This window comes from Stenotrophomonas sp. YJH_SMC_94-11, assembly GCF_059370435.1.
Map to the genome: position 1 here is coordinate 114,292 of NZ_JCAFTR010000010.1, position 19,093 is coordinate 133,384.

Annotated in this window: 13 protein-coding genes; 3 read left to right on the plus strand and 10 right to left on the minus strand. The window is 66.7% G+C overall.

All coding sequences use genetic code 11. The features are described 5' to 3' along the window. Positions 1–113: 113 nt before the first annotated feature. A complete protein-coding gene (gene glnE / locus AC5P74_RS17100; RefSeq protein ID WP_346608061.1) occupies positions 114–2,909 on the minus strand; it encodes a bifunctional [glutamate--ammonia ligase]-adenylyl-L-tyrosine phosphorylase/[glutamate--ammonia-ligase] adenylyltransferase in 2,796 nt (931 codons plus the stop codon). 384 nt (positions 2,910–3,293) lie between these two features. On the opposite strand from glnE, the gene scpC reads away from it, so the two are divergent. Then, positions 3,294–4,808: a succinyl-CoA:acetate CoA-transferase ScpC gene (scpC, locus tag AC5P74_RS17105; protein WP_005407828.1), complete on the plus strand. Its 1,515-nt coding sequence runs from the start codon at positions 3,294–3,296 to the stop codon at positions 4,806–4,808. Between the two features lie 134 nt (positions 4,809–4,942). On the opposite strand, the gene hglS is transcribed toward scpC, so the two are convergent. From hglS to AC5P74_RS17150, 9 genes are all read right to left on the minus strand, one after another. Next, positions 4,943–6,304 (minus strand): 2-oxoadipate dioxygenase/decarboxylase HglS, encoded by a 1,362-nt coding sequence (gene hglS / locus AC5P74_RS17110; RefSeq protein ID WP_053499040.1) that lies wholly within the window; start codon positions 6,302–6,304, stop codon positions 4,943–4,945. A 160-nt stretch (positions 6,305–6,464) separates the two neighbouring features. Continuing rightward, positions 6,465–6,953 (minus strand): hypothetical protein, encoded by a 489-nt coding sequence (locus tag AC5P74_RS17115; RefSeq protein ID WP_005415036.1) that lies wholly within the window; start codon positions 6,951–6,953, stop codon positions 6,465–6,467. A 31-nt stretch (positions 6,954–6,984) separates the two neighbouring features. Further along, positions 6,985–7,734 carry an HAD family hydrolase gene (locus AC5P74_RS17120; RefSeq protein WP_495205002.1) on the minus strand — a complete coding sequence of 250 codons (750 nt, stop codon included), beginning with the start codon at positions 7,732–7,734 and terminating at the stop codon, positions 6,985–6,987. A gap of 84 nt (positions 7,735–7,818) precedes the next feature. Beyond that, the gene (locus AC5P74_RS17125; protein ID WP_005407824.1) at positions 7,819–8,235 is read right to left on the minus strand and encodes an EF-hand domain-containing protein; all 417 of its coding nucleotides are present in this window, start codon (positions 8,233–8,235) and stop codon (positions 7,819–7,821) included. A 232-nt stretch (positions 8,236–8,467) separates the two neighbouring features. Next, positions 8,468–8,839 carry a hypothetical protein gene (locus tag AC5P74_RS17130; protein ID WP_065186625.1) on the minus strand — a complete coding sequence of 124 codons (372 nt, stop codon included), beginning with the start codon at positions 8,837–8,839 and terminating at the stop codon, positions 8,468–8,470. Between the two features lie 227 nt (positions 8,840–9,066). Further along, positions 9,067–9,780, minus strand: a complete 714-nt coding sequence (locus tag AC5P74_RS17135) for a M15 family metallopeptidase (RefSeq protein ID WP_346608058.1) — start codon at positions 9,778–9,780, stop codon at positions 9,067–9,069. Continuing rightward, positions 9,713–11,266, minus strand: coding sequence for a serine hydrolase domain-containing protein (locus AC5P74_RS17140; protein WP_346608057.1), 1,554 nt, complete (start codon positions 11,264–11,266; stop codon positions 9,713–9,715). The genes AC5P74_RS17135 and AC5P74_RS17140 overlap by 68 nt, the downstream gene beginning before the upstream one ends. 55 nt (positions 11,267–11,321) lie before the next feature. Next, entirely contained in the window at positions 11,322–14,345 is a 3,024-nt protein-coding gene (locus AC5P74_RS17145) for a TonB-dependent receptor (RefSeq protein ID WP_495205003.1), read from the minus strand. A 51-nt stretch (positions 14,346–14,396) separates the two neighbouring features. Continuing rightward, on the minus strand, positions 14,397–15,869 hold the full coding sequence (locus tag AC5P74_RS17150) for a transglutaminase-like domain-containing protein (protein ID WP_346608055.1): 1,473 nt from the start codon (positions 15,867–15,869) through the stop codon (positions 14,397–14,399). A 132-nt stretch (positions 15,870–16,001) separates the two neighbouring features. On the opposite strand from AC5P74_RS17150, the gene AC5P74_RS17155 reads away from it, so the two are divergent. Together AC5P74_RS17155 and AC5P74_RS17160 are read left to right on the plus strand one after the other, a co-directional pair. Further along, positions 16,002–17,441, plus strand: a complete 1,440-nt coding sequence (locus tag AC5P74_RS17155; protein WP_346608054.1) for an SH3 domain-containing protein — start codon at positions 16,002–16,004, stop codon at positions 17,439–17,441. Continuing rightward, positions 17,438–18,532 (plus strand): dipeptide epimerase, encoded by a 1,095-nt coding sequence (locus AC5P74_RS17160; RefSeq protein ID WP_070489695.1) that lies wholly within the window; start codon positions 17,438–17,440, stop codon positions 18,530–18,532. Before AC5P74_RS17155 ends, AC5P74_RS17160 begins: the two co-directional genes overlap by 4 nt. Positions 18,533–19,093 lie beyond the last annotated feature (561 nt).

The following is a 19,093-nucleotide window of genomic DNA, read 5'->3' on the forward strand; positions in this document are numbered from 1 at the left end:
CAGCGGGCCCTCGCAGGGCCATTGAGCCGGTAGTCGCCAACCTCGGTTGGCGCTTGGCATTCATGCCAACCAAGGTTGGCATCTACCAACGGCAGTCCTCCGCCATCCGGCCCTCAGGCGAACGGCAGCTCTGCCGCTCTGCACGCCGCCGTAATCGCCGCACACGCGTCTTCAATCGCGGGCGTGGTCGGTGCCAGTCGCGGGCGACGGTCCAGTGTGCAGGCCAGGCCCACGTCGAGCAGCGTGGCATGCGCGCCATGCAGTGCTTGCGCAGTGTCTTCCGGCAGGAAACCGGCAACCGCCAGCGCATCGATCAGCGACGGCGTGTCGCGTGGCTGCAGCAACGCCGCATGCTGCGCACTACGCGCCAGCACGCCGGTCTGCAGCAGGAACTCCAGGTCCACCACGCCACCAGCACCCTGTTTCAGGTCCAGCCGCGCGGCATCGCTGCGGTCCAGTTCAGTGCGCATGCGGCCGCGCATCTTCAGCACATCGGCATACAGCGTGGCCGGATCGCGCTCACGACCCAGTGTCTGTGCACGCACCTGTTCGAAATCGGCCAGCAGACTGGCATCACCGGCCACTCCGCGTGCGCGCACCAGGGCCTGGTGTTCCCAGGTCCACGCGCGTTCGCGCTGGTATTCGGTGTAGCTGGCCAACGAAGACACCAGTGAACCCTTGCCACCGTCCGGGCGCAGGCGCACGTCGATGTCGTACAGGCGCCCGGCGGCGGTGACCGCACCAAGCAGCGCCATCACCTTCTGTGCCAGCCGTGCATACCAGCGCCCCGGTTCCAGCGGACGTGCGCCATCGCTGGCCTCCACGCCAGCCGGGTTGTCGTGCAGGAACACCAGGTCCAGGTCGGAACCGAAGCCCAGCTCAAGGCCGCCGAGGCTGCCGTAGCCGATGATCGCGAAACGTCCACCGGGAATCCCGCCGTGCGCGGCGCGCATGTCCGCCTCGGCCATCGCCAGCACGGTGGTGACCACCGCCTGCGCCAGCTCGGCCAGTTGCCGCGTGCTGTCCACCGCACCCTGGCGGCCATCCAGCGTGGCCATCGCCATGCGGAAGCTGAGCGCCAGCCGCGTCTCGTTGAGCCAGCGCAGTGCGGATTCGGGATCTTCCACCGCCAGCACCTGCTGGCACTCGGCCAGCATGCCGGCCGCATCGGGCATCGGCCCGGACACGCGCACGTCCAGCAGTTCGTCCAGCAGCAGCGGGTACGCGGCCAGCCGCTCGGCCAGCAGCGCGCTGCGCGCCAGCACATCAACCAGACGCGCCAACGCGCTCGGTTGTTCGTCCAGCAGCGCGAGATAGCTGGTCCGGCGCAGCACGGCCTGCAACAGGCCGAGCACACGCTTGAGCGCGGCGTCGGGTTGCGGCGAACGCGTGGCCGCATGCAGCAACGCGGGCAGTACGCGATCCAGCCGCGCACGCGCCGCATCGGATAATGACTTCACGCCGGTGCCCTGCGCGAAGTCACGCAATGACTGGTCGGCGCCATTGGCATCGAGGAAACCGGCTTCGGCCAGCAACGGCGCGTTGCTGCCCTCGGGCAGGCTACGCCAGTAATTGGCCAGCGCGTCGGGCGCGGCCTGGCCCTTGCGCGGTGCCAGCAGCGCGGCGAATTCGGTGCTGACCCGCTGCTGCTGTTCGGCCAGCGCCGCGCGCAGCACGTCCCAGTCCGGGTAGCCGAGGCCGACGGCGATGCGCTCGCGGTCCAGTGCATCGCTGGGCAGCACGTGGGTCTGCGCATCGCGCAGCATCTGCAGGCGGTTCTCCAGGCTGCGCAGGAACAGGTAGGCCTCGCGCAGCGCACTGCCGTCCTCGGGCGCGATCTGCCCCGCAGCCACCAGCGCGTCCAGCGCCACCAGCAGGCGGCGCTCGCGCAGCGCAGGTTCGCGGCCACCGCGGATCAGCTGCAGCGCCTGGCACAGGAACTCGATCTCGCGGATGCCACCGGCGCCGCGCTTGATGTCTTCGTGCAGCTCGCGGCGCGCGACTTCGGCGGTGATCGCCGCCTTCATCTCGCGCAGGCCATCGAGCGCAGTGAAATCCAGGTAGCGGCGGTACACGAACGGGCGCAGGGTCTGCAGCCACGCTTCACCGGCCTCGATATCACCGGCGACCGCGCGCGCCTTCAGCCACGCATAGCGCTCCCAGTCGCGGCCTTCGCGCTGGAAGTACTGGTCCATCGCCGCGAACGACAGCGCGACGCGGCCGGCGCTGCCGAACGGGCGCAGGCGCAGGTCGACGCGGTGGCTGAAGCCATCGACGGTGGTTTCGTCCAGCAGCTTGGCCAGGCGCTGGCCGAGGCGTGCGAAATACTCTTCGGCGGCCAGCGCGCGCGCGCCGTCGGATTCGCCGCCGTGCGGATAGGCGTAGACCAGGTCGATATCGGAACTGAAGTTGAGCTCGCCGCCGCCAAGCTTGCCGAGGCCGAACACCACCAGCTGCTGCGCGGCGCCTTCGCCATCGCGGACCACACCGTGGCGCTGGGCGAATTCCTGCTGCAGCGCGTCCAGCGCCAGCCGCAGGCAGTCCTCGGCCAGGGTGGTGGCGCCGGCCAGGGTCTGTGCCACGTCGTCCAGGCCGGTCAGGTCGCGCCAGATCAGCCGCGTCGACATGGCAGTACGCCAGCGCCGGATCTGCGCCGGCCAGTCGCTGGGCTGCAGCGGATCGAGCACCGGTGGCGGGATCGGCGGGCAGCCGGGGGTAGCCAGCTGCGCCAGCAGCGCCGGTTGCCGCACCAGGGTGTCCAGCGCGAAGTCGCTGGCCACCGCCAGTCGGGTCAGCAGCGGCAGCAGTTCGGCAGGAACGGGCTCGGGCAGGACCTGGGCCAGGCGCGCCAGGGCGCGGTCGACAAGGGGCTGCAGCGGGGCGGGCAGGTCAGCGGGGGCGAGGGTCATGGGCGGATTGTATCGACCCGGTCGGGACGCGACGGACCCGGTAGTGCCAGCCGCTGGCCGGCAGATCCCATGATCCTGCCGAAGGTTGCTGCAGTTGCCGGCCAGCGGCCGGCACTACCGATAATGGGAACTGCGCATTCACACTGGGCGACAGGCAATAAAAAAGCCCGCTTGCAGCGAACTGCCAGCGGGCTCTGCTCCCTCCCCCACGTCGGGATGCAGGGCCATCGTGCGGGCTGCGAAAGCACTTTGCACGCTGCACTGCAAAACAGAACCGGTGGGTATGGGTGAGCCCCTGGGGGAAAAGCCATTCCACGAAGGTAGAACCCCCCGTACGGATGAGGATGGCCGATAATCGGGATTCCCCCCAGAAACACTGTCGTCATGTCTGTTGATCGCATCGCCAACGCGCGTCTCCGTGACCGCGTGGTCTCCGCCGAGGCCGCAGCCGCGCTGATCCAGCCCGGTGAAACCGTGGCCATGAGCGGCTTTACCGGCTCCGGGTATCCCAAGGCCGTTCCCGTCGAACTGGCCCGCCGCATCGAAGCGGTGCATGCCCAGGGCAATCCCTTCCAGATCAAGCTGATGACCGGCGCCTCGACCGCGCCGGAACTCGATGGCGCGCTGGCCAAGGCCGATGGCATCGCCATGCGCATGCCGTTCCAGAGCGACCCGGATGCGCGCAACCGCATCAACGAGGGCAAGCTGGATTACATCGACATCCACCTCAGCCACGTTGCCCAGCACGTGTGGTTCGGCTTCTACGGCGAGATCGACACCGCGGTGATCGAGGTCTCGGCCATCCGCGAAGATGGCTCGCTGGTGCCCTCCACCTCGGTCGGCAACAACAAGACCTGGCTGGACCTGGCGAAGAAAGTGATCGTCGAGGTCAACGAATGGCAGCCGGCCGGCGTCGACGGCATGCATGACATCTACTACGGCACCGCGCTGCCGCCGCACCGCAAGCCGATTCCGCTGGTGAACGCCAACGACCGCATCGGCGATACCGCGCTGCGCTGCGACCCGGACAAGATCGTGGCCGTGGTGCGTACCAACGGGCCGGACCGCAACAGCCCGTTCAGCCCGATCGATGCGACCAGCGAACAGATCGCCTCGCACCTGATCGAGTTCCTCAAGCACGAGGTGAAGAAGGGCCGCCTGCCGCCGAACCTGCTGCCGTTGCAGTCGGGCGTGGGCAACATCCCCAACGCCGTGCTGGCTGGCCTGGCCAAGAGCGGTTTCCGCGACCTGGCCGCGTTCACCGAAGTGATCCAGGACGGCATGCTCGACCTGCTGCGCGACGGCGTGCTGAGCTACGCCTCGTGCACCGGCTTCGCGCTGAGCCCGCAGGCGAATGAGACGTTCAAGGAGAACATCGATTTCTACCGCGAGCGCATCATCATGCGCACGCAGGAAATCTCCAACCACCCGGAACTGGTGCGCCGCCTGGGCTGCATCGGCATGAACGGCATGATCGAGGTGGACATCTACGGCAACGTCAATTCGACGCACGTGATGGGCACGCGGATCATGAACGGCATCGGCGGTTCCGGTGACTTTGCCCGCAACGGTTTCCTGTCGGCGTTCCTGAGCCCGTCCACCGCCAAGAACGGCACCATCTCGGCGATCGTGCCGATGGCCAGCCATGTCGACCACACCGAGCACGATGTGTCGGTGATCGTCACCGAACAGGGCCTGGCCGATCTGCGCGGCCTGACCCCGCGCAAGCGCGCGCAGGTGCTGATCGACAACTGCGCGCACCCGGACTTCCGCCCGCAGCTGCAGGATTACTTCGACCGTGCCAGCCGTGAGAGCTACGGCAAGCACACCCCGCACCTGCTGCCGGAAGCGTTGTCGTGGCACCAGCGCTGGCTGGATACCGGAACGATGAAGGGCTGAGGCCCGCGTCTGTAGAGTCGAGCCATGCTCGACTCTCCTTCCCCGTGCAGCCGAGCATGGCTCGGCTCTACAAAGGGGCCGCTCCGCAGAATCCCTGTAGAGCCGAGCCCACGCTCGGCTCCACGGCAAGCGGTTTACCCGCGCAGCGCCGCCAGCGATTCGGCCTGCAGCCGCTCGTAGATCTCGAACTCGTCGTTCACCGCCACGCCCAAGGCCTGCTCGAAGGCTTCGCGGTTGGCATGCGCGGCATAGGCGCGCTGTTCTTCGCCGCCCAGGTTCGACTGGAAGATGCCCGCGGCACTGACCGGCAGGAAATCCTCGTAGACGATCGGGTCAGCCGTGGCCAGGCCGGCGGCCACCAGCACTTCAGCGGGCAGATCGGCCACGCGCTCCGGCGCGGCGCGGCCAGCGTCGGTCAGCTGGTAGCGGTAATACCCCAGGCCTTCCTGGCGCAGGGTGTCATGGTCATCCGGGAAGCTGGCGAACACCGCCTGCAGGCGCTGGCCGTAGTCGCCGCCGGTGCTGCCTTCACCACCGGCGTCGCGGGCCTGCGACAACAGCTGGTCGTACAGCGCGCGGCCCTTCGGGGTCAGCGCCAGGCCGCGTTGTTCGATCTCGCCGAAGCGCGCGGTATGGGTGCCGGCATCGCCACCTTCGGCATCCGGGAAATGCACGGCTTCTTCCAGCGCCTTGAAGCTGGTCTGGCGCAGCAGGATCGGGCAGGCACGGCGCGGCGGGCCTTCGATCACGGCCTTGGCCGCCATGCCATGCTCGATCATTGCCGCCTGTGCAGCGTCGATGTCCAGCGTGCGCGGGGTCAGGTGGTTGATGTGTGGGCCGCGGAAACTGACCACGTCAGCCACCAGGCGGTGCGCGTTGTGCAGTGCGTGGTAGGTCGGCAGATCGACCGTGGCATCGCCGTGCCAGCGGAAGGTTTCCAGCGCCTGCTGGACGAAGCGCTCGGCATCGGCCTGCGACAGGCCACCGTCGCGCTCGGCCTGGTCGATCAGCGCCAGCGCGCCGTCGGTGAAGATGCGACGGCGCGCCAGGATCTTCGCCGACTCGGCACGCAGGGCTTCGTCTTCGATCAGCTCCAGGCGCAGCAGCGAGGTGAACACGCGGAACGGATTCTGCGCCAGCGCCGCGCCGGTCAGCGGGCGGAACGCGGTGGAGTGCACCGGCACGCCGGCCACCGACAGGTCGTAGTAGCCGACCGGGTACATGCCCATCACCGCGAACAGGCGGCGCAGCGTCGCCAGTTCCTGCACGGTACCGACGCGGATCGCGCCATGACGCTCTTCATCCAGCCGCGCACGCTCGTCGTTGCGCTGCAGCTGCGCGGCCAACGCCGGGTCCTGGGCAAGCACCTGCGCGTTGATCCGCTCCACCAGTTCCACCAGCGTGCCGTACAGCGGCACTTCGGTGCGGTACATGCGGGACATGGCCTGCGCGAACAGGCGGCGGATCACATCAGGCGAAACGAAAGAGGCGCTCATCAGTCACTCGATTACGGGAACGGGGAACAGCTCGGACCCGTATTGTCGCCGGAGCGCCCGGCGGCGGCGATACGCAGAGCAACATGACCGGGTAGTGCCGGCCGCTGGCCGGCAACCCCGGATGCCTGGAAAGGCTGCAATTGCCGGCCAGCGGCCGACCCTACCGCTTCAACTGGCGCTTCAGCGCGGCATCCAGAGTGATCGGCCGGTCCCAGTGCTGGTAGCTGGCCACGATGGCATGGCGCACAGCCCGGTAGTGCAGATTGTCCGGCTTGGTGGGCATGCGCTTGACCACCGCCTCCCAGCCCCCCTCCGGGTCCTGGCTGAAGGCACGCACGCTGTCGCGGCAGGTCTGGCCACTGGCCTTGGCCCAGAAGCAGGCGAAATAGATGTCTCCGGCCTGCCAGCCGTGGGTGGTGAACAGCGCGCTGATGTAGCCGCGCGGCACGTCGGCATAGCGCGACACTTCGTCGAGGAAGGCGTCGGGGTAGCGTTCGGCGTAATGGTTGATGTCCTGCAGCTGGGCATCGACCCAGCTGTCGCCGGTGTCCACGTCGTAGGCGCTTGAGCGCTCGGCGGTCTGCTGGGCCAGCACGGTGGCCGGCGCCAGCAACAGGAACAACATCAGCGCGCGCAGTCGGTGGTTCATGCCCCGATTCTGCCGCAGCCGACGGGCCCTGTCAGGCCGCAGCGGCCTTTGCCTCGATCGCCGCCAGTGCGGCCGGCCAGTAGTGGGCGGTATCGGCGGTGACCATGCGCGGCTCGTCGTCGGCCACGCCATGCTGGGTCTCGTGCGCCCAGGTCACTGCGTACGGGGTATGCACGCCCCAGCCACCCAGGGTCACCACCGGCGCGATGTCCGAGCGCAGCGAGTTGCCGACCATCACGAAGCGCTGCATCGGCAGGTCGAATTCGGCCAGCACGCGGGCGTAGGTCTCCGGGTCCTTCTCGGAAACGATCTCGATGCGCGGGAACAGCTCGCCCAGGTTGGCGACCTTGATCTTCGCTTCCTGGTGGAACAGGTCGCCCTTGGTGATCAGCACCACCGGGTAGTGCTCGGCGATGGCCGCCACCGCTTCGCGTACACCATCGATCAGCTCGACCGGGTGGCGCAGGGTGTCGTGGCCGATCTCCAGGATGCGCTGGATGTCCTTGGCCTCGATGCGCTGGCCGGTGATGTCGATGGCCGCTTCGATCATCGACAGGGTCATGCTCTTGACGCCGTAGCCGAAGGTGCCCAGGTGGCGCTGCTGCACTTCCAGCAGGTGGCGGGCGGTCTGGGTGTCATGCACGTCGACATAGCGCGACAGCAGGTCAAGGTAATCCTGCTCGGCCTTGCGGTAGTAGTCCTCGCTCTTCCACAGCGTATCGTCACCGTCAAAACCGACCAGGCCGATGGCGCGCGACGGCGCAGGCGTGGGGGTGTTCATCGCGCAAGGATACAGGGGCCATGGTGACGAAAAAAACCCGGGCGGCCGAAGCCGCCCGGGTTCCCATACGCCCCGACGCAGGACTTACCTGCCCTGTGCACCCTGCGCTGCGCCACCGGCGCCGGCCTGCTGGGCGGCCACGTAGGCCTTGTACTCATCGGCGCTCAGCTCGCCGTCCTTGTTGGTATCGGCCTGGTCGAACACCTGGGCAAGGCCGGCGTTCACCTGCGCCTCGGTCTTGCTGATGGTGCCGTTGCCATCGGTATCGATGCTGGCCCAGGTCTGGCCACCGCCATTGGCCTGTGCCGATGCCGCTGCGGCCGCATTGGTCGCCTGGTCGGCGGCCTGGCCGGCCTGTGCAGCCGCCTGCTGGGCCTGAGCGGCCTCGTTCTGCGCGTGTGCGGCCTGCTGCTTGGCCGACTGGGCCATCGCCGGGATGGCCAGCACGCTGCCAGCGGCGACGATCAGGGCGATCAGGGGCTTGCGGTTGCGAATAGTCATCAGGGGTGTCTCCTACCGATTGGGTGGTGTTGCGCGGCGTGTTGATTCCGCACGGCACCTACCCTGCCACCGCGTTTCTGAATCGATTTTGCGCCGCGACCGGCCCGCACACATGCGATTAACCACTCGCCTCGACGCATGCTTTAGCGCGGTGGTTAGGGTGAAGTGAGTGGCTCATAAGATGCGCATTCAGCGCCTCTGCATTTAACCGGCAGGCAACGAAAAACCTGCGTCAGTCGACGGTTTTTTCCGATGACCGCGAACTGAACAACACCCATGCAAGAGCAACACCGGCGAGCGCACCGGCGATTTCCAGCACCACACGGCTGCCAAGTTCGTTCGGATCGTGGATGGTGGCCAGGAAGATGCGCGCGTACAGCGGCGATTCCAGCCGCACGATGCCCATGTAGAACAGCTTCCACGCATCGATGCCGGCGGCGATGATCACGGCGATGACGCAGGACCAGCCGATCGCGTGCCCCATCGACCACCGCAGCAGGCGGCACAGCTGCGACCACAGGAAGTACACCAGCAGCCCAACCAGCATGGCGATGGCGCCGGCTTCCAGGGTACCGAGCAGGCCGAAGTGCAGAGGAAGGTTCATCGGATGGGCAACGGTGGGATGGCGGCCAGTGTAAGGGATCTGCTTCGGACCCAATCCGCTGGCCCCGGTAGATCCACGCCATGCGTGGATGAATCTCCATCGAGATCGAATATCTCCGGGGTTGAACGGAGAGCATCCACGCATGGCGTGGATCTACCGTGTCGACCAAGGTCGACAGCTACCAAGAGCAGCGGGAAATTGTCGAGGGCGCCCCCTGCCAACAAACGCTAAAGCACTGGGACGTCGTACGCGGTGCCGGGATCCGGTTCCGGCTGGAACGTGTAGTGCCACCACTCCTGCGGATAGTTCACGAAGCCACGCCGTGCCATTGCCTGCACCAGTTGCCGCCGGTTCGCGTGCTGCGTCTCACTCAGCCCGCTCGTCTGCGTATGCGCACGTGGCCCGAAGAAGTCGAAGTCAGTGCCCATGTCCAACGGCGCACATGCACCGCTTCGGCAATCCAGCAGGCCCAGATCCACCGTGGCACCGCGGCTGTGGCCGGAGCGTTCGGCGATGTAGCCATCGGCCAGCAGGCGCGGCTTGTCCAGGTCCGGATACTGCTGTGCCTTGCGCGAGAGCTCGCGCGGATCGTTCACCCAGGCCACGAAGGCCTGCACCGAACGCACCGGCCGGTAGCAGTCGTAGAGGCGCAGGCCGAAGCCATCGGCGCGCAGGTCCTGTTCCACCTCGGCCAGCGCCTTCGCCACCGGCGCCAGCAGGTAGCACGAAGGCGCCTCGTAGCCGGGCACGCGCGCGCCGGTGAAGTTGTTGGCGCCCGCATAGCGGATGTCCAGGTCGATGCGCGGCGACAACGTACGGATCTCCACCAGCCCGGCGCTGGCCGCGTCGGTGGCCGGTGAAACGCGCGGTGGCTCAGCGGCGCTGGTGGTCGCTGCCAGGGCAATCGCCAGTACGAGTGAAATGCAGGTCCTGGAAGTCATAGCTGAAGTCGATGTCCGGATCGATGGCGCGCAGGTCCAGTGTCGGTGCCAGGCCTTCACCCGGCTGCAGCCACGCCTGCGCGTCTTCGCCCAGCGTATCCCAGCGCAGCAGCCAGCGCCCCTGCAGCTGCAGCACAGCCCCTTCCAGCCGGGGCGACTTGTCCACGCTGAAGCGCAGGCCGTCCTTGCCCGGGCACAGCGAGGCCGGCCCCAGCCACGGATCGGTGTAGCGGCCCTGCCAGCCCGGCAGATCGGCGTCCGATGTCGGCCGTGCCTGCGACGTCGCCGGCCGCTGATGGCCGCCTGCCGCCCGCATGGCCTGGTCAGCCTTCAGTTCGGCCAGGTACGCCAGCGCCGGACGCGCCTCATCGGGGGCGGTGAAGCGCTTCAGTGCGGCCTGCATCAATGCGATGCGCGCATCCTCGCCTTCACCGTTGATCAGCATTACCACACCCACCTTGCGCTCAGGCAGCAGCGCCAGCGACGAGTACATGCCCGACAGTGTGCCGGTGTGCGCCACCTTCCACTGCCCATCCATGTCCGACACGCGCCAGCCATAGCCGTAGCCGTAGAAATGCGCGTTGTCCCAACGCCGCTGGCGTTCACCCAGCGGCATCGGCATGTGCAGGGTCCACAGCGTACGGCGCTGCTCAGCATCCAACCAGCCAGGTGCCAGGGCGGGATCGAGCAGCACCTGCATCCAGCGCGTCATGTCGCGCAGCGAACAACGGATGCCGCCGGCGGCCATCGACGGCAGGTCCGGGCTGATCGCACCATCGGCGTTCACCACCGTATTGTGGTCGCCACGCCAGGCATGTGGCTGCGCCACGTTGCCGACCCGCTTCACCGACCACGTCCCCACTTGGCAGCGGGTCATGCCCAGCGGCTCGAACACCTGCTCGCGCATCAACTGGTCATACGGTTTGCCACCCGTCGCAGCGGCCAGTTCGCCGGCCACCACGTACATCAGGTTGTCGTAGGCGTAGCGGCTGCGGAAACTGCTGACCGGCTTCAGGTGCGCCAGCCCCGCGATGATGTCGGCACGGGTGAACGCGTTCGGCTCCGGCCACAGCATCAGGTCACCGGCGCCCAGGCCCAGGCCGCTGTTGTGGATCAGCAGGTCGCGCACCTGCATCTGCTCGCCCACCCACGCATCGTGCATGCGGAAGCCCGGTAGATGCCGCCGCACCGGATCCTCCCAGCGCAGCTTGCCCTGCTGCACCAGCCGCGCCAGCAGCGCGGCGGTCATCGCCTTGCTGTTGGAGGCGATCTTGAACAGCGTGTCCTGGTCGATGCGGCCGCCGTCGCCGCGCGCGCCCTCGGCATGCTGGTACACCACACGCCCCTGCTCGACCACCGCCATGGCCAGCCCGGGCAGGTGCTCGTGCTGGACCACGGCGGCGACGTCGGCATCGAGGGAGGCGATGTCGGTCGCCGAAGCGGACGGTGCGGCCAGTGCCGCCGCGACGATCAGCAGGTGGTACATGCGCGCAGCCCCTCCATTGCCCGCGCCGTCACGGTGGACGGCGCGGATCGTGGCCTCAGAAGTTCCAGGTCACCACCAGCTGGGTGTAGCGCGGGGCCTGCCAGCGCGTCCCGGTGGCGAACGTCGCCTCGCGGTACTGGCCGGGCTGCGCTTCATAGCGCTGGTGCACGTTGATGGTCTTCTGGTTGTTGAACAGGTTGTACACCGACAGCCGTGCACTGAGGTCGATGCCCTCCACCGGCAAACGCCAGGTCACATTGGCGCCCATGGTCCAGGTCCACGGCAGGCGACCGAACGCACCGCGTGGGCTGTACTCGAACTGCCGCTGGTTGTACGGGCCGGAACAGTTGGCCACGCACAGCCAGCCGGTGCCACCACCGCTACCTTCGCTGGAGGTACTACCACCGGCGATGGAATCGTTTGGCCACATCACGCCGTAGGCCGTGATGGGACCACCGGACTGCACCTGCAGCGTGGTTCCGAACGACCATTGCTTGTTCAGCGCGTAAGCGGCACGCAGCTTGAACTGGTGGCGGAAGTCGTTGAACAGCACGCCATAGCGCTCGTTGGTGGCCGGATGGTCCCAGAACTGAACCATGCCCGTGTCGCCGTAGTTGGTATCGGAATTCACAGGGCCTTCGAAATTGCCCTCGCTTTTCGACCACAGGTAGGACGCGTTGAACATCCACTTCTCGTCCCATGCACGGTCGATCTGGAACTCCAGTGCCTTGTAGGTGCGCTTGGGCTTGGAGTAACCGATCACCTCACCGCTGCCACCCTTGCGATAACCGCTGTTGGCGGTATCGATGGTGATCCAGCCCTCGTTGGCGCAGCCGATGCTCTTATCACCCCAGATCGTCAGGCTCTCGCCCGGGTTGGCGATCGGCCACAGCGTGCTCGGGGTCGGGCCGCACGGGGTGTAATTGATACGGATGTCGTCCAGCGCACGGGTCATCCGTCGATAGGTGGCGTTGACGCCCCACGACCATGCCTGGTTGATCATGTTCTGGAAGCCCAGGATGTACTCGTCCTGGTAGACCGCCTTGAGGTCGCGATCCACACTCAGGCGCAGGTCGGCACCGCCGGTGTTCATGCGGGTGTCGGTCGGGCCGATCTGCTGGCCGACGATCGGTGCCATGTACGGTGAGCCTGTCGGCGAGGTTTTCCGCTCCCAGCCGTTGAGCACGTAGTAGCTGTATTCGTCAGTGAGGCCACCGGCGAAGTTCACGTTGATGTTGTTGGTAACCGGAAGGTAGTAGCGGCCGGCGTTGCCGAACAGCTTGGTGCTGCCATCACCACGCATGTCCCACGAGAAGCCGACGCGGGGTGCGATCAGGTCATCCATCTTGATGAACGCCTTGCCGGCGGCGGTGCGGTTTTCGAAACGGTCCCAGCGCACGCCGAGGTTGAGCATCAGGTTCGGCGTGATGTTCCAGATGTCCTCCACGTAGAAGGCATTGGCTTCAGTCTCGAACGTGCCGCCCGATTTGCGGTTTCGCGCACGCAGCATTTCGGTAACGCCAGCCGGTACGTAGGCATTGGCACCATCCCAGACTTCATCGCCGGGTCGCGCCACGTAGGCGGTGTAGCTCAGTTCGGTCGGGCCGGGGTAGCGGGTGGACTGCTTTGTGGTCATCAGCTCACGGTCGACACCGAAGCGCAGCAGGTGGTCACCCAGCTGCCATTCGAAGTCCAGTCGCGCCACGTCACGAGTATCGTCACGCTCGGCCACTGCCGTGCCCGTAGGGTGGCAGCCTGCGCGCAGGCCCTGCAGTTTGCCCAGGCGCGGGCCGTAGGTACTGTCGGTGAACACCGGGCTGCAGGCCTGATCCAGCGATGAATTGGTGAAGGCACGCTGGTTGTTCTGGCCGACCATGGCGCGCGCGGTGAAGTTCTGCCCGAAGTGGCCGGTATACGTTGCCGACCAGTTGCGTCCCCCCGTCTCGGTGACCGAATCACCGCCCCATGCACCGAGCTCGTCTGCGTTCCAGTTGTAGCCATAGGAGGCATTGGTGACGTCTCCCTCGTCGGAGAACGCCAGCAGCGCCAGGCTGTGGTTGTCGTTGATGTTCCAGTCCAGCTTGGTGCCCCAGAAGCCGTTGCCGGAATCATTCTTGAACCAAGTGCTGCCGTCGGACGAGGTGTTGTGTCCCTTGTCGTTGCGGTCTTCGTACATCGCGAACAGGAACAGCTTGTCCTTGACGATCGGCCCCGAGCCCCAGACGTTCGTCTTCAGGAACGAGTTGTTGTCGCGGCTGCCATACGAATGCGGGGTTCCATCACGATGGAAGTGGTCGCCGCCACTGGCGCGCCACGCACTGGGCTCGGCGGTGACTTCGACGCCGCCCTCGAATTCGTTGCTGCCCGAACGGGTCACGGCATTGATCACGCCACCGGTGGAGCGGCCGAACTCGACCGAGTAGCCACCCGTCTTGACCTGGAATTCCTTGAAGAAAGCGAACGGCGCGGTGCTGAAGCCGCGACGGGTGTACATGTCGGTGACATTCAGGCCGTTGATGAAGACCGCATTCTCGGCCACCGATGAACCGGCGAACGACAGGCCGCCGAATGACGAGTTGCCGCCGACCACGCCCGGCGCCATCAGCGCGACCGCAGACAGGTCCTGCGCCACCGGCAACCGCGAGATTTCCTGACGGTTGATGTTGAACGATGTCTCGGTGGAGTAGACGTCCACGCGGTTGACCACTCGGGTGCCGACCACCTGCAGGGCATCAAGATTGGTGACGCCGCCGCCACTGGCCAGGTTGACCGTGGTGGTACCACCTACCGCCACACTGACAGCAACCTGATCGCCCAGCTTCTGGCCATCGCGGCTGAGCTGCAGCCGGTAGTCACCTACCGGCAGCTGGCCGAGGCGGTAGCTGCCGTCGGCGCCGACGGTAACGGTACGAGTCAGACCCGTACTGTTGCTGACCACGGTCACCTGGTCACCAGCGGTTGCACGGCCGGCAACTGCGCCGCTCACGTTCTGTGCCATCGCGATGCCGGGCAGCACTACGCCCAGACACGCCCCAAGGGCGACGCACAACGCCGCCCGCTTGATGCTGTAAGCCTTCATCCCCTGCTCTCTCCTGCAAGAATTGAATGGTGTGGAATGCGATGTGTCGCGCTAGCGTTGCCTGGCTGGCAGTACCCGCCACTGGAAGTCGTAGCTCCATTGGTCGAAGTACAGGTTGCCGCCTGCCCACTCGGCCTCGCCGCGCTGCGAGTCGACCGTTTCCGAGCGGAAGTGCTGCTTGGCCGGCACGAAGGGCTGGCCGAAATCGTCGTTGAAGGCGATGCGGTAGCCATCGAGGCCACCCAGATAGAAGTCACGGAGGGCCGGCACATCACTGGCCAGTGCGCCGGTGGTCACGTCCATCGGCAGCCAGCCATACGGCGCCAGGTAGACCTGCCCCCAATCATGCAGGTTGTTGTAGCCGCTGCCGTCGCCGGAGAACACCATGCCCGACTGCCAGCGTGCAGGAATACCGTTCAGGCGCAGCAGCGCGATCAGCAGCAGGGTCTGCTGCCCGCAGTCGGCATGGCCGGCCCGCAGCGCGTAATCGCTGATGTTGCTGATCGTGGAGTACTCGCGCGCACCGGCCCAGGGAATGCGGTCGACCGCAGCAAACAGCCTGCGCACCACTTCATACGGGCGCGTTTCACCCTGCAGCACCTGGTCGGAGAACAGCTTCAGCGCGGGAGTGAAGCGCACATGCGGCAGCTGCTCGGCCAGGTAGGGCTTCAGGGCCGGGTCGGCCGGGGTCGGTTGCACTACGGCCGGGTTGATCGCGGTATGCCGGGCGAAGATCGTGACCGCGTAGCGGATCTCGAAGCGGGTTGGCCGCCCGGCAACCGCTTTGGCTTCGAGGTAGGCGGTGCGCTGCTGGGTATGTGCCGGAGCCACGCGCGCCTTGCCCGGGGTGCTGCCCAGCCACTGCACCTGCTCCTGCTGGCCGGGGATCTCGCGGGGGTACGGAATCCACGCGCGGATCGTTTTACCGGCGGGCACCACATCGGCTTTCACCGTAAGCGACTGGGTGAATTCATAGCGCTGCGGCAATACCGACGCCTGGCCACTCTGTTCGGCCGCGGCAACCACGCCTGCATGGTGGGCGTTGAGCACTTCGTTGGGGCCCGGAGGCGGCACCGGTGCATCCGTGCGGCGGCGAGCGCGTGCTTCGTCGCTGAGCAGGAACAGGTTGGAGGGTGCGCGCTTGAAGTACCAACGCTCGCCATCGATATCGAAATGCTCGATCAGGCCGAGTTGGTCCCAGCGCGCAAATTCCTCGTCGGTCAGATCGGGAATGCCGCGCCGTACGGCGTCTTTGGCGGCGTTTTCGTCGAGGGCGAAATCCAGGCGGACGCGGCGCATGCGCTCGCGCTGGAACGGCTCGTCTGTGGCGGCGGGTGTAGTGGCCAGCAGCGCATCGGCGTCGTGGAAACGGCCGCTGTCGACCAGGTCGATCACCTGCACTCCTCGCGCGCGCTGCTGGCTGCTGCGCTCGCCTGCTGCGTGCGCGGTCGACACCCACAGCAGCAGCGCGGCACTCAGGCCGGCGGCGGCAGTCAGACGCGGTTTGCGAACGGCAGGATCCACAGCGACACTTCCCCAGCGCGGGTGGTAACGGCTGTGTAACACGGGCCGGGACGCTGGTCAATAATTTATTCTTGCTTTCGCGGCCAAAAGGAATAAATATTCCAACAGGCATTCGAGGAGGGTGTGCACCGCATGAGCCTGGCTTTCCGCGAACGGCACCGGCATTGGCCGCGCCGCTTGACCCTGGCCCTGTGCCTGCTGGCCGCCCCGGCCTTTGCACAGGCGGCCCCACCGCCCGACCCGGGTGCGCCGCTGCCCTATGTGATCGGCCTGCACGAGGCCTATCTGACCCCGCAGTATTGGGCCGCGCGCCTGGACGACGCCGATGCGCCGATTCTGGATCGCGCGCAGATCGCAGCGCAGAACGCGCGGATGCGGGCGCAGGACAGCCACATCCAGGACATCGCCGCACTGCCCGCCCAGCTTGATGCGGCGACGGTGCGCGCCAGCATCACCGCGCTGTCGCGCTGGCCCACCCGCGCCCTCTACAACGACAAGGGCCAGGCGATCGCACCCGCGCTGCGCAGCGCGATCGAAGCCAACCTCGGTCTCGATGCGATTCCCGTCCAGGTGGCACCGGCCTACGGGATGGTGGTGAAGCGTGCCGCGCTGCGCACCTTCCCCACCCGCGAGCGCGTCTTCAGCAGCGTCGGTGACACCGACATCGACCGCTTCCAGGAATCGGCACTGTTCCCCGGCGACAAGGTGGCCGTGGTCCATCGCAGTACCGATGGCCGTTGGCTGTTCGTGCACAGCGAGCGCTACAGCGCGTGGATCGAAGCCGACGCCATCGCCAGCGGCGACAAGGCCACGGTGCTCGGCTACGGCGCGAAGGGACCGTACCGGATCGTCACCGGCGCCACCGCGCAGACCGCCCATACCCCGGAGGAGCCGCGCGTCTCGCGCCTGCAGCTGGACATGGGCGTGCGCCTGCCGGTGCTGGCCGACTGGCCCGCGTCAGAGCCGGTGAACGGCCAGCAGGCCCACGCCTCGTGGGTGGTGCAGTTGCCGGTACGCGAGGCCGATGGCCGATTGAAGCTGGTGCCGGCGCTGCTGCCGCGCTCGCAGGACACCGCCGCCGATTACCTGCCGCTGACCCCGCGCCTGTTGCTGCAGCAGGGCTTCAAGTTCCTCGGCGAACGCTACGGCTGGGGCCACGACTACGACACCCGCGACTGCAGCGGTTTCGTCGCCGAGATCTACCGCAGCTTTGGCGTGCTGCTGCCGCGCAATACCAGCGCGCAGGCGGTCAGTCCGGCGCTGGACCGCCTGCCGTTCACCGGCAACGACGGCAAGGCGGTGCGCGACCGTGCCGTCGCCAGCCTGCAGGTGGGCGACCTGGTCTACATTCCCGGTCATGTGATGATGGCCATCGGCCACGTCGACGGCCGCACCTGGGTCATCCACGATACGGCGGGCGGCAGCTGGTTCGGTACCGACGGCAAACGCGTGCAGGCCCATCTCAATGGTGTTTCGGTCACGCCGCTGGAGCCGATGATGGCCAGCGACACCGTCCGCTACATCGACCGCATCACCAACATCCAGCGCCTGCGGGCCAAGACTCCTGAATGAAGATCACCGCCATCGAACTGGGCATGCTGCGCGTGCCGTTGAAGACACCGTTCAAGACCGCGCTGCGCACGGTGGAGACCGTGGAAGACGTGGTGGTGCTGATCCGCACCGACAGCGGCAACACCGGCTATGGTGAAGCCCCGGCCACCGCAGTGATCACCGGCGATACGCACGGCTCGATCATCGAAGCGATCCGCCACTTCATCGCCCCGCGCCTGATCGGCCAGGACGTGGTCAACCTCAACCACCTGTGCACGCTGGTGCAGACCGCGATGGAGCGCAACACCAGCGCCAAGGCCGCGGTGGAGATAGCGCTGTACGACCTGTGGGCGCAGCTGCACGGTGCCCCGCTGTACCAGATGCTCGGTGGCGGCGACCCGGTGATCACCACTGACATCACCATCAGCGTGGACTACATCGACAAGATGGTGGCCGATTCGTTGTCGGCGATCGAACGCGGCTTCGAGTCGTTGAAGATCAAGGTCGGCAAGGACATCGGACTGGACATCGAACGGGTCAAGGCAATCCACGCCGCCGTGGAGGGCCGCGCCCTGCTGCGCCTGGACGCCAACCAGGGCTGGACCGCCAAGCAGGCGGTGCATGCGATGCGCACGCTGGAGGAAGCCGGCGTGGTACTGGAGCTGCTGGAGCAGCCGGTGAAGGCCGCCGACATCAGCGGCCTGAAGTACGTCACCGACCGCGTCAACACGCCGGTCATGGCCGACGAGAGCGTGTTCAGCCCGAGCCAGGTGATGGACCTGATCCAGCAGCGCGCGGCCGACATCATCAACATCAAGCTGATGAAGACCGGCGGCCTGTCCAACGCGATCCGCATCGCCGACATCGCCGGCATCTACGGCGTGCCGTGCATGATCGGCTGCATGATCGAATCGAGCATCAGCGTGGCCGCGGCCGTGCACCTGGCCGTGGCCAAGAGCGATGTGATCACCAAGGTCGACCTCGACGGTCCCTCGCTGGGCCAGTTCGATCCGGTCAGCGGCGGCGTGCATTTCAACGAATCGGAGATCAGCATCAGCGAGGTGCCGGGGCTGGGTATCACCGAAGTGCGTGGGCTGGAGATGCTGGGTTGATCTCTGCCTTGCGGCTGGCCTGGCATACAACTGACTTTTGGTCGGGCGTTACTTTTCTTTCTGCGGAAAGAAAAGTAACCAAAAGAAACGCTCCGCCGCCCGCGAGCCGACGTGCTGCGCACGTCGGTGCCCTGCGCTCCTCGGTCCACCGAGGGACGGCGCGGAACTCGCTGCGCTCAGACACCCGCGCCTCTTCGCCCTCGCCGGACCTGCGGTACTCGGCTCGCTTGAAGGCGGACTCAACGTCAAAGGCAACAACTGCACCCCGTGGATCCACGGCATGCGTGGATGCTCCCGCTTCTGCCCTACCTCGTAACCCCTTCGCAGCTGGCACGCGCGCGATCTGTCCGGGGTCGGGCGGGTGGGGCTTGCGGGGGTGTCCGCGCCATGGGCCCGAGGCATGCCTCGGGCGGGTTGGGCAGGACGCCCAACCCCGGTCTTGCCGTTTGCGCAGGACAGCGCAAACGAGCAAGCGCGGCCAAGCCTCCATGGACGGATTCACGGCGTCCCCCGCAAACCCCACCCGCCCGACCCACCACATAATCTGCTCTACGCTGCCAA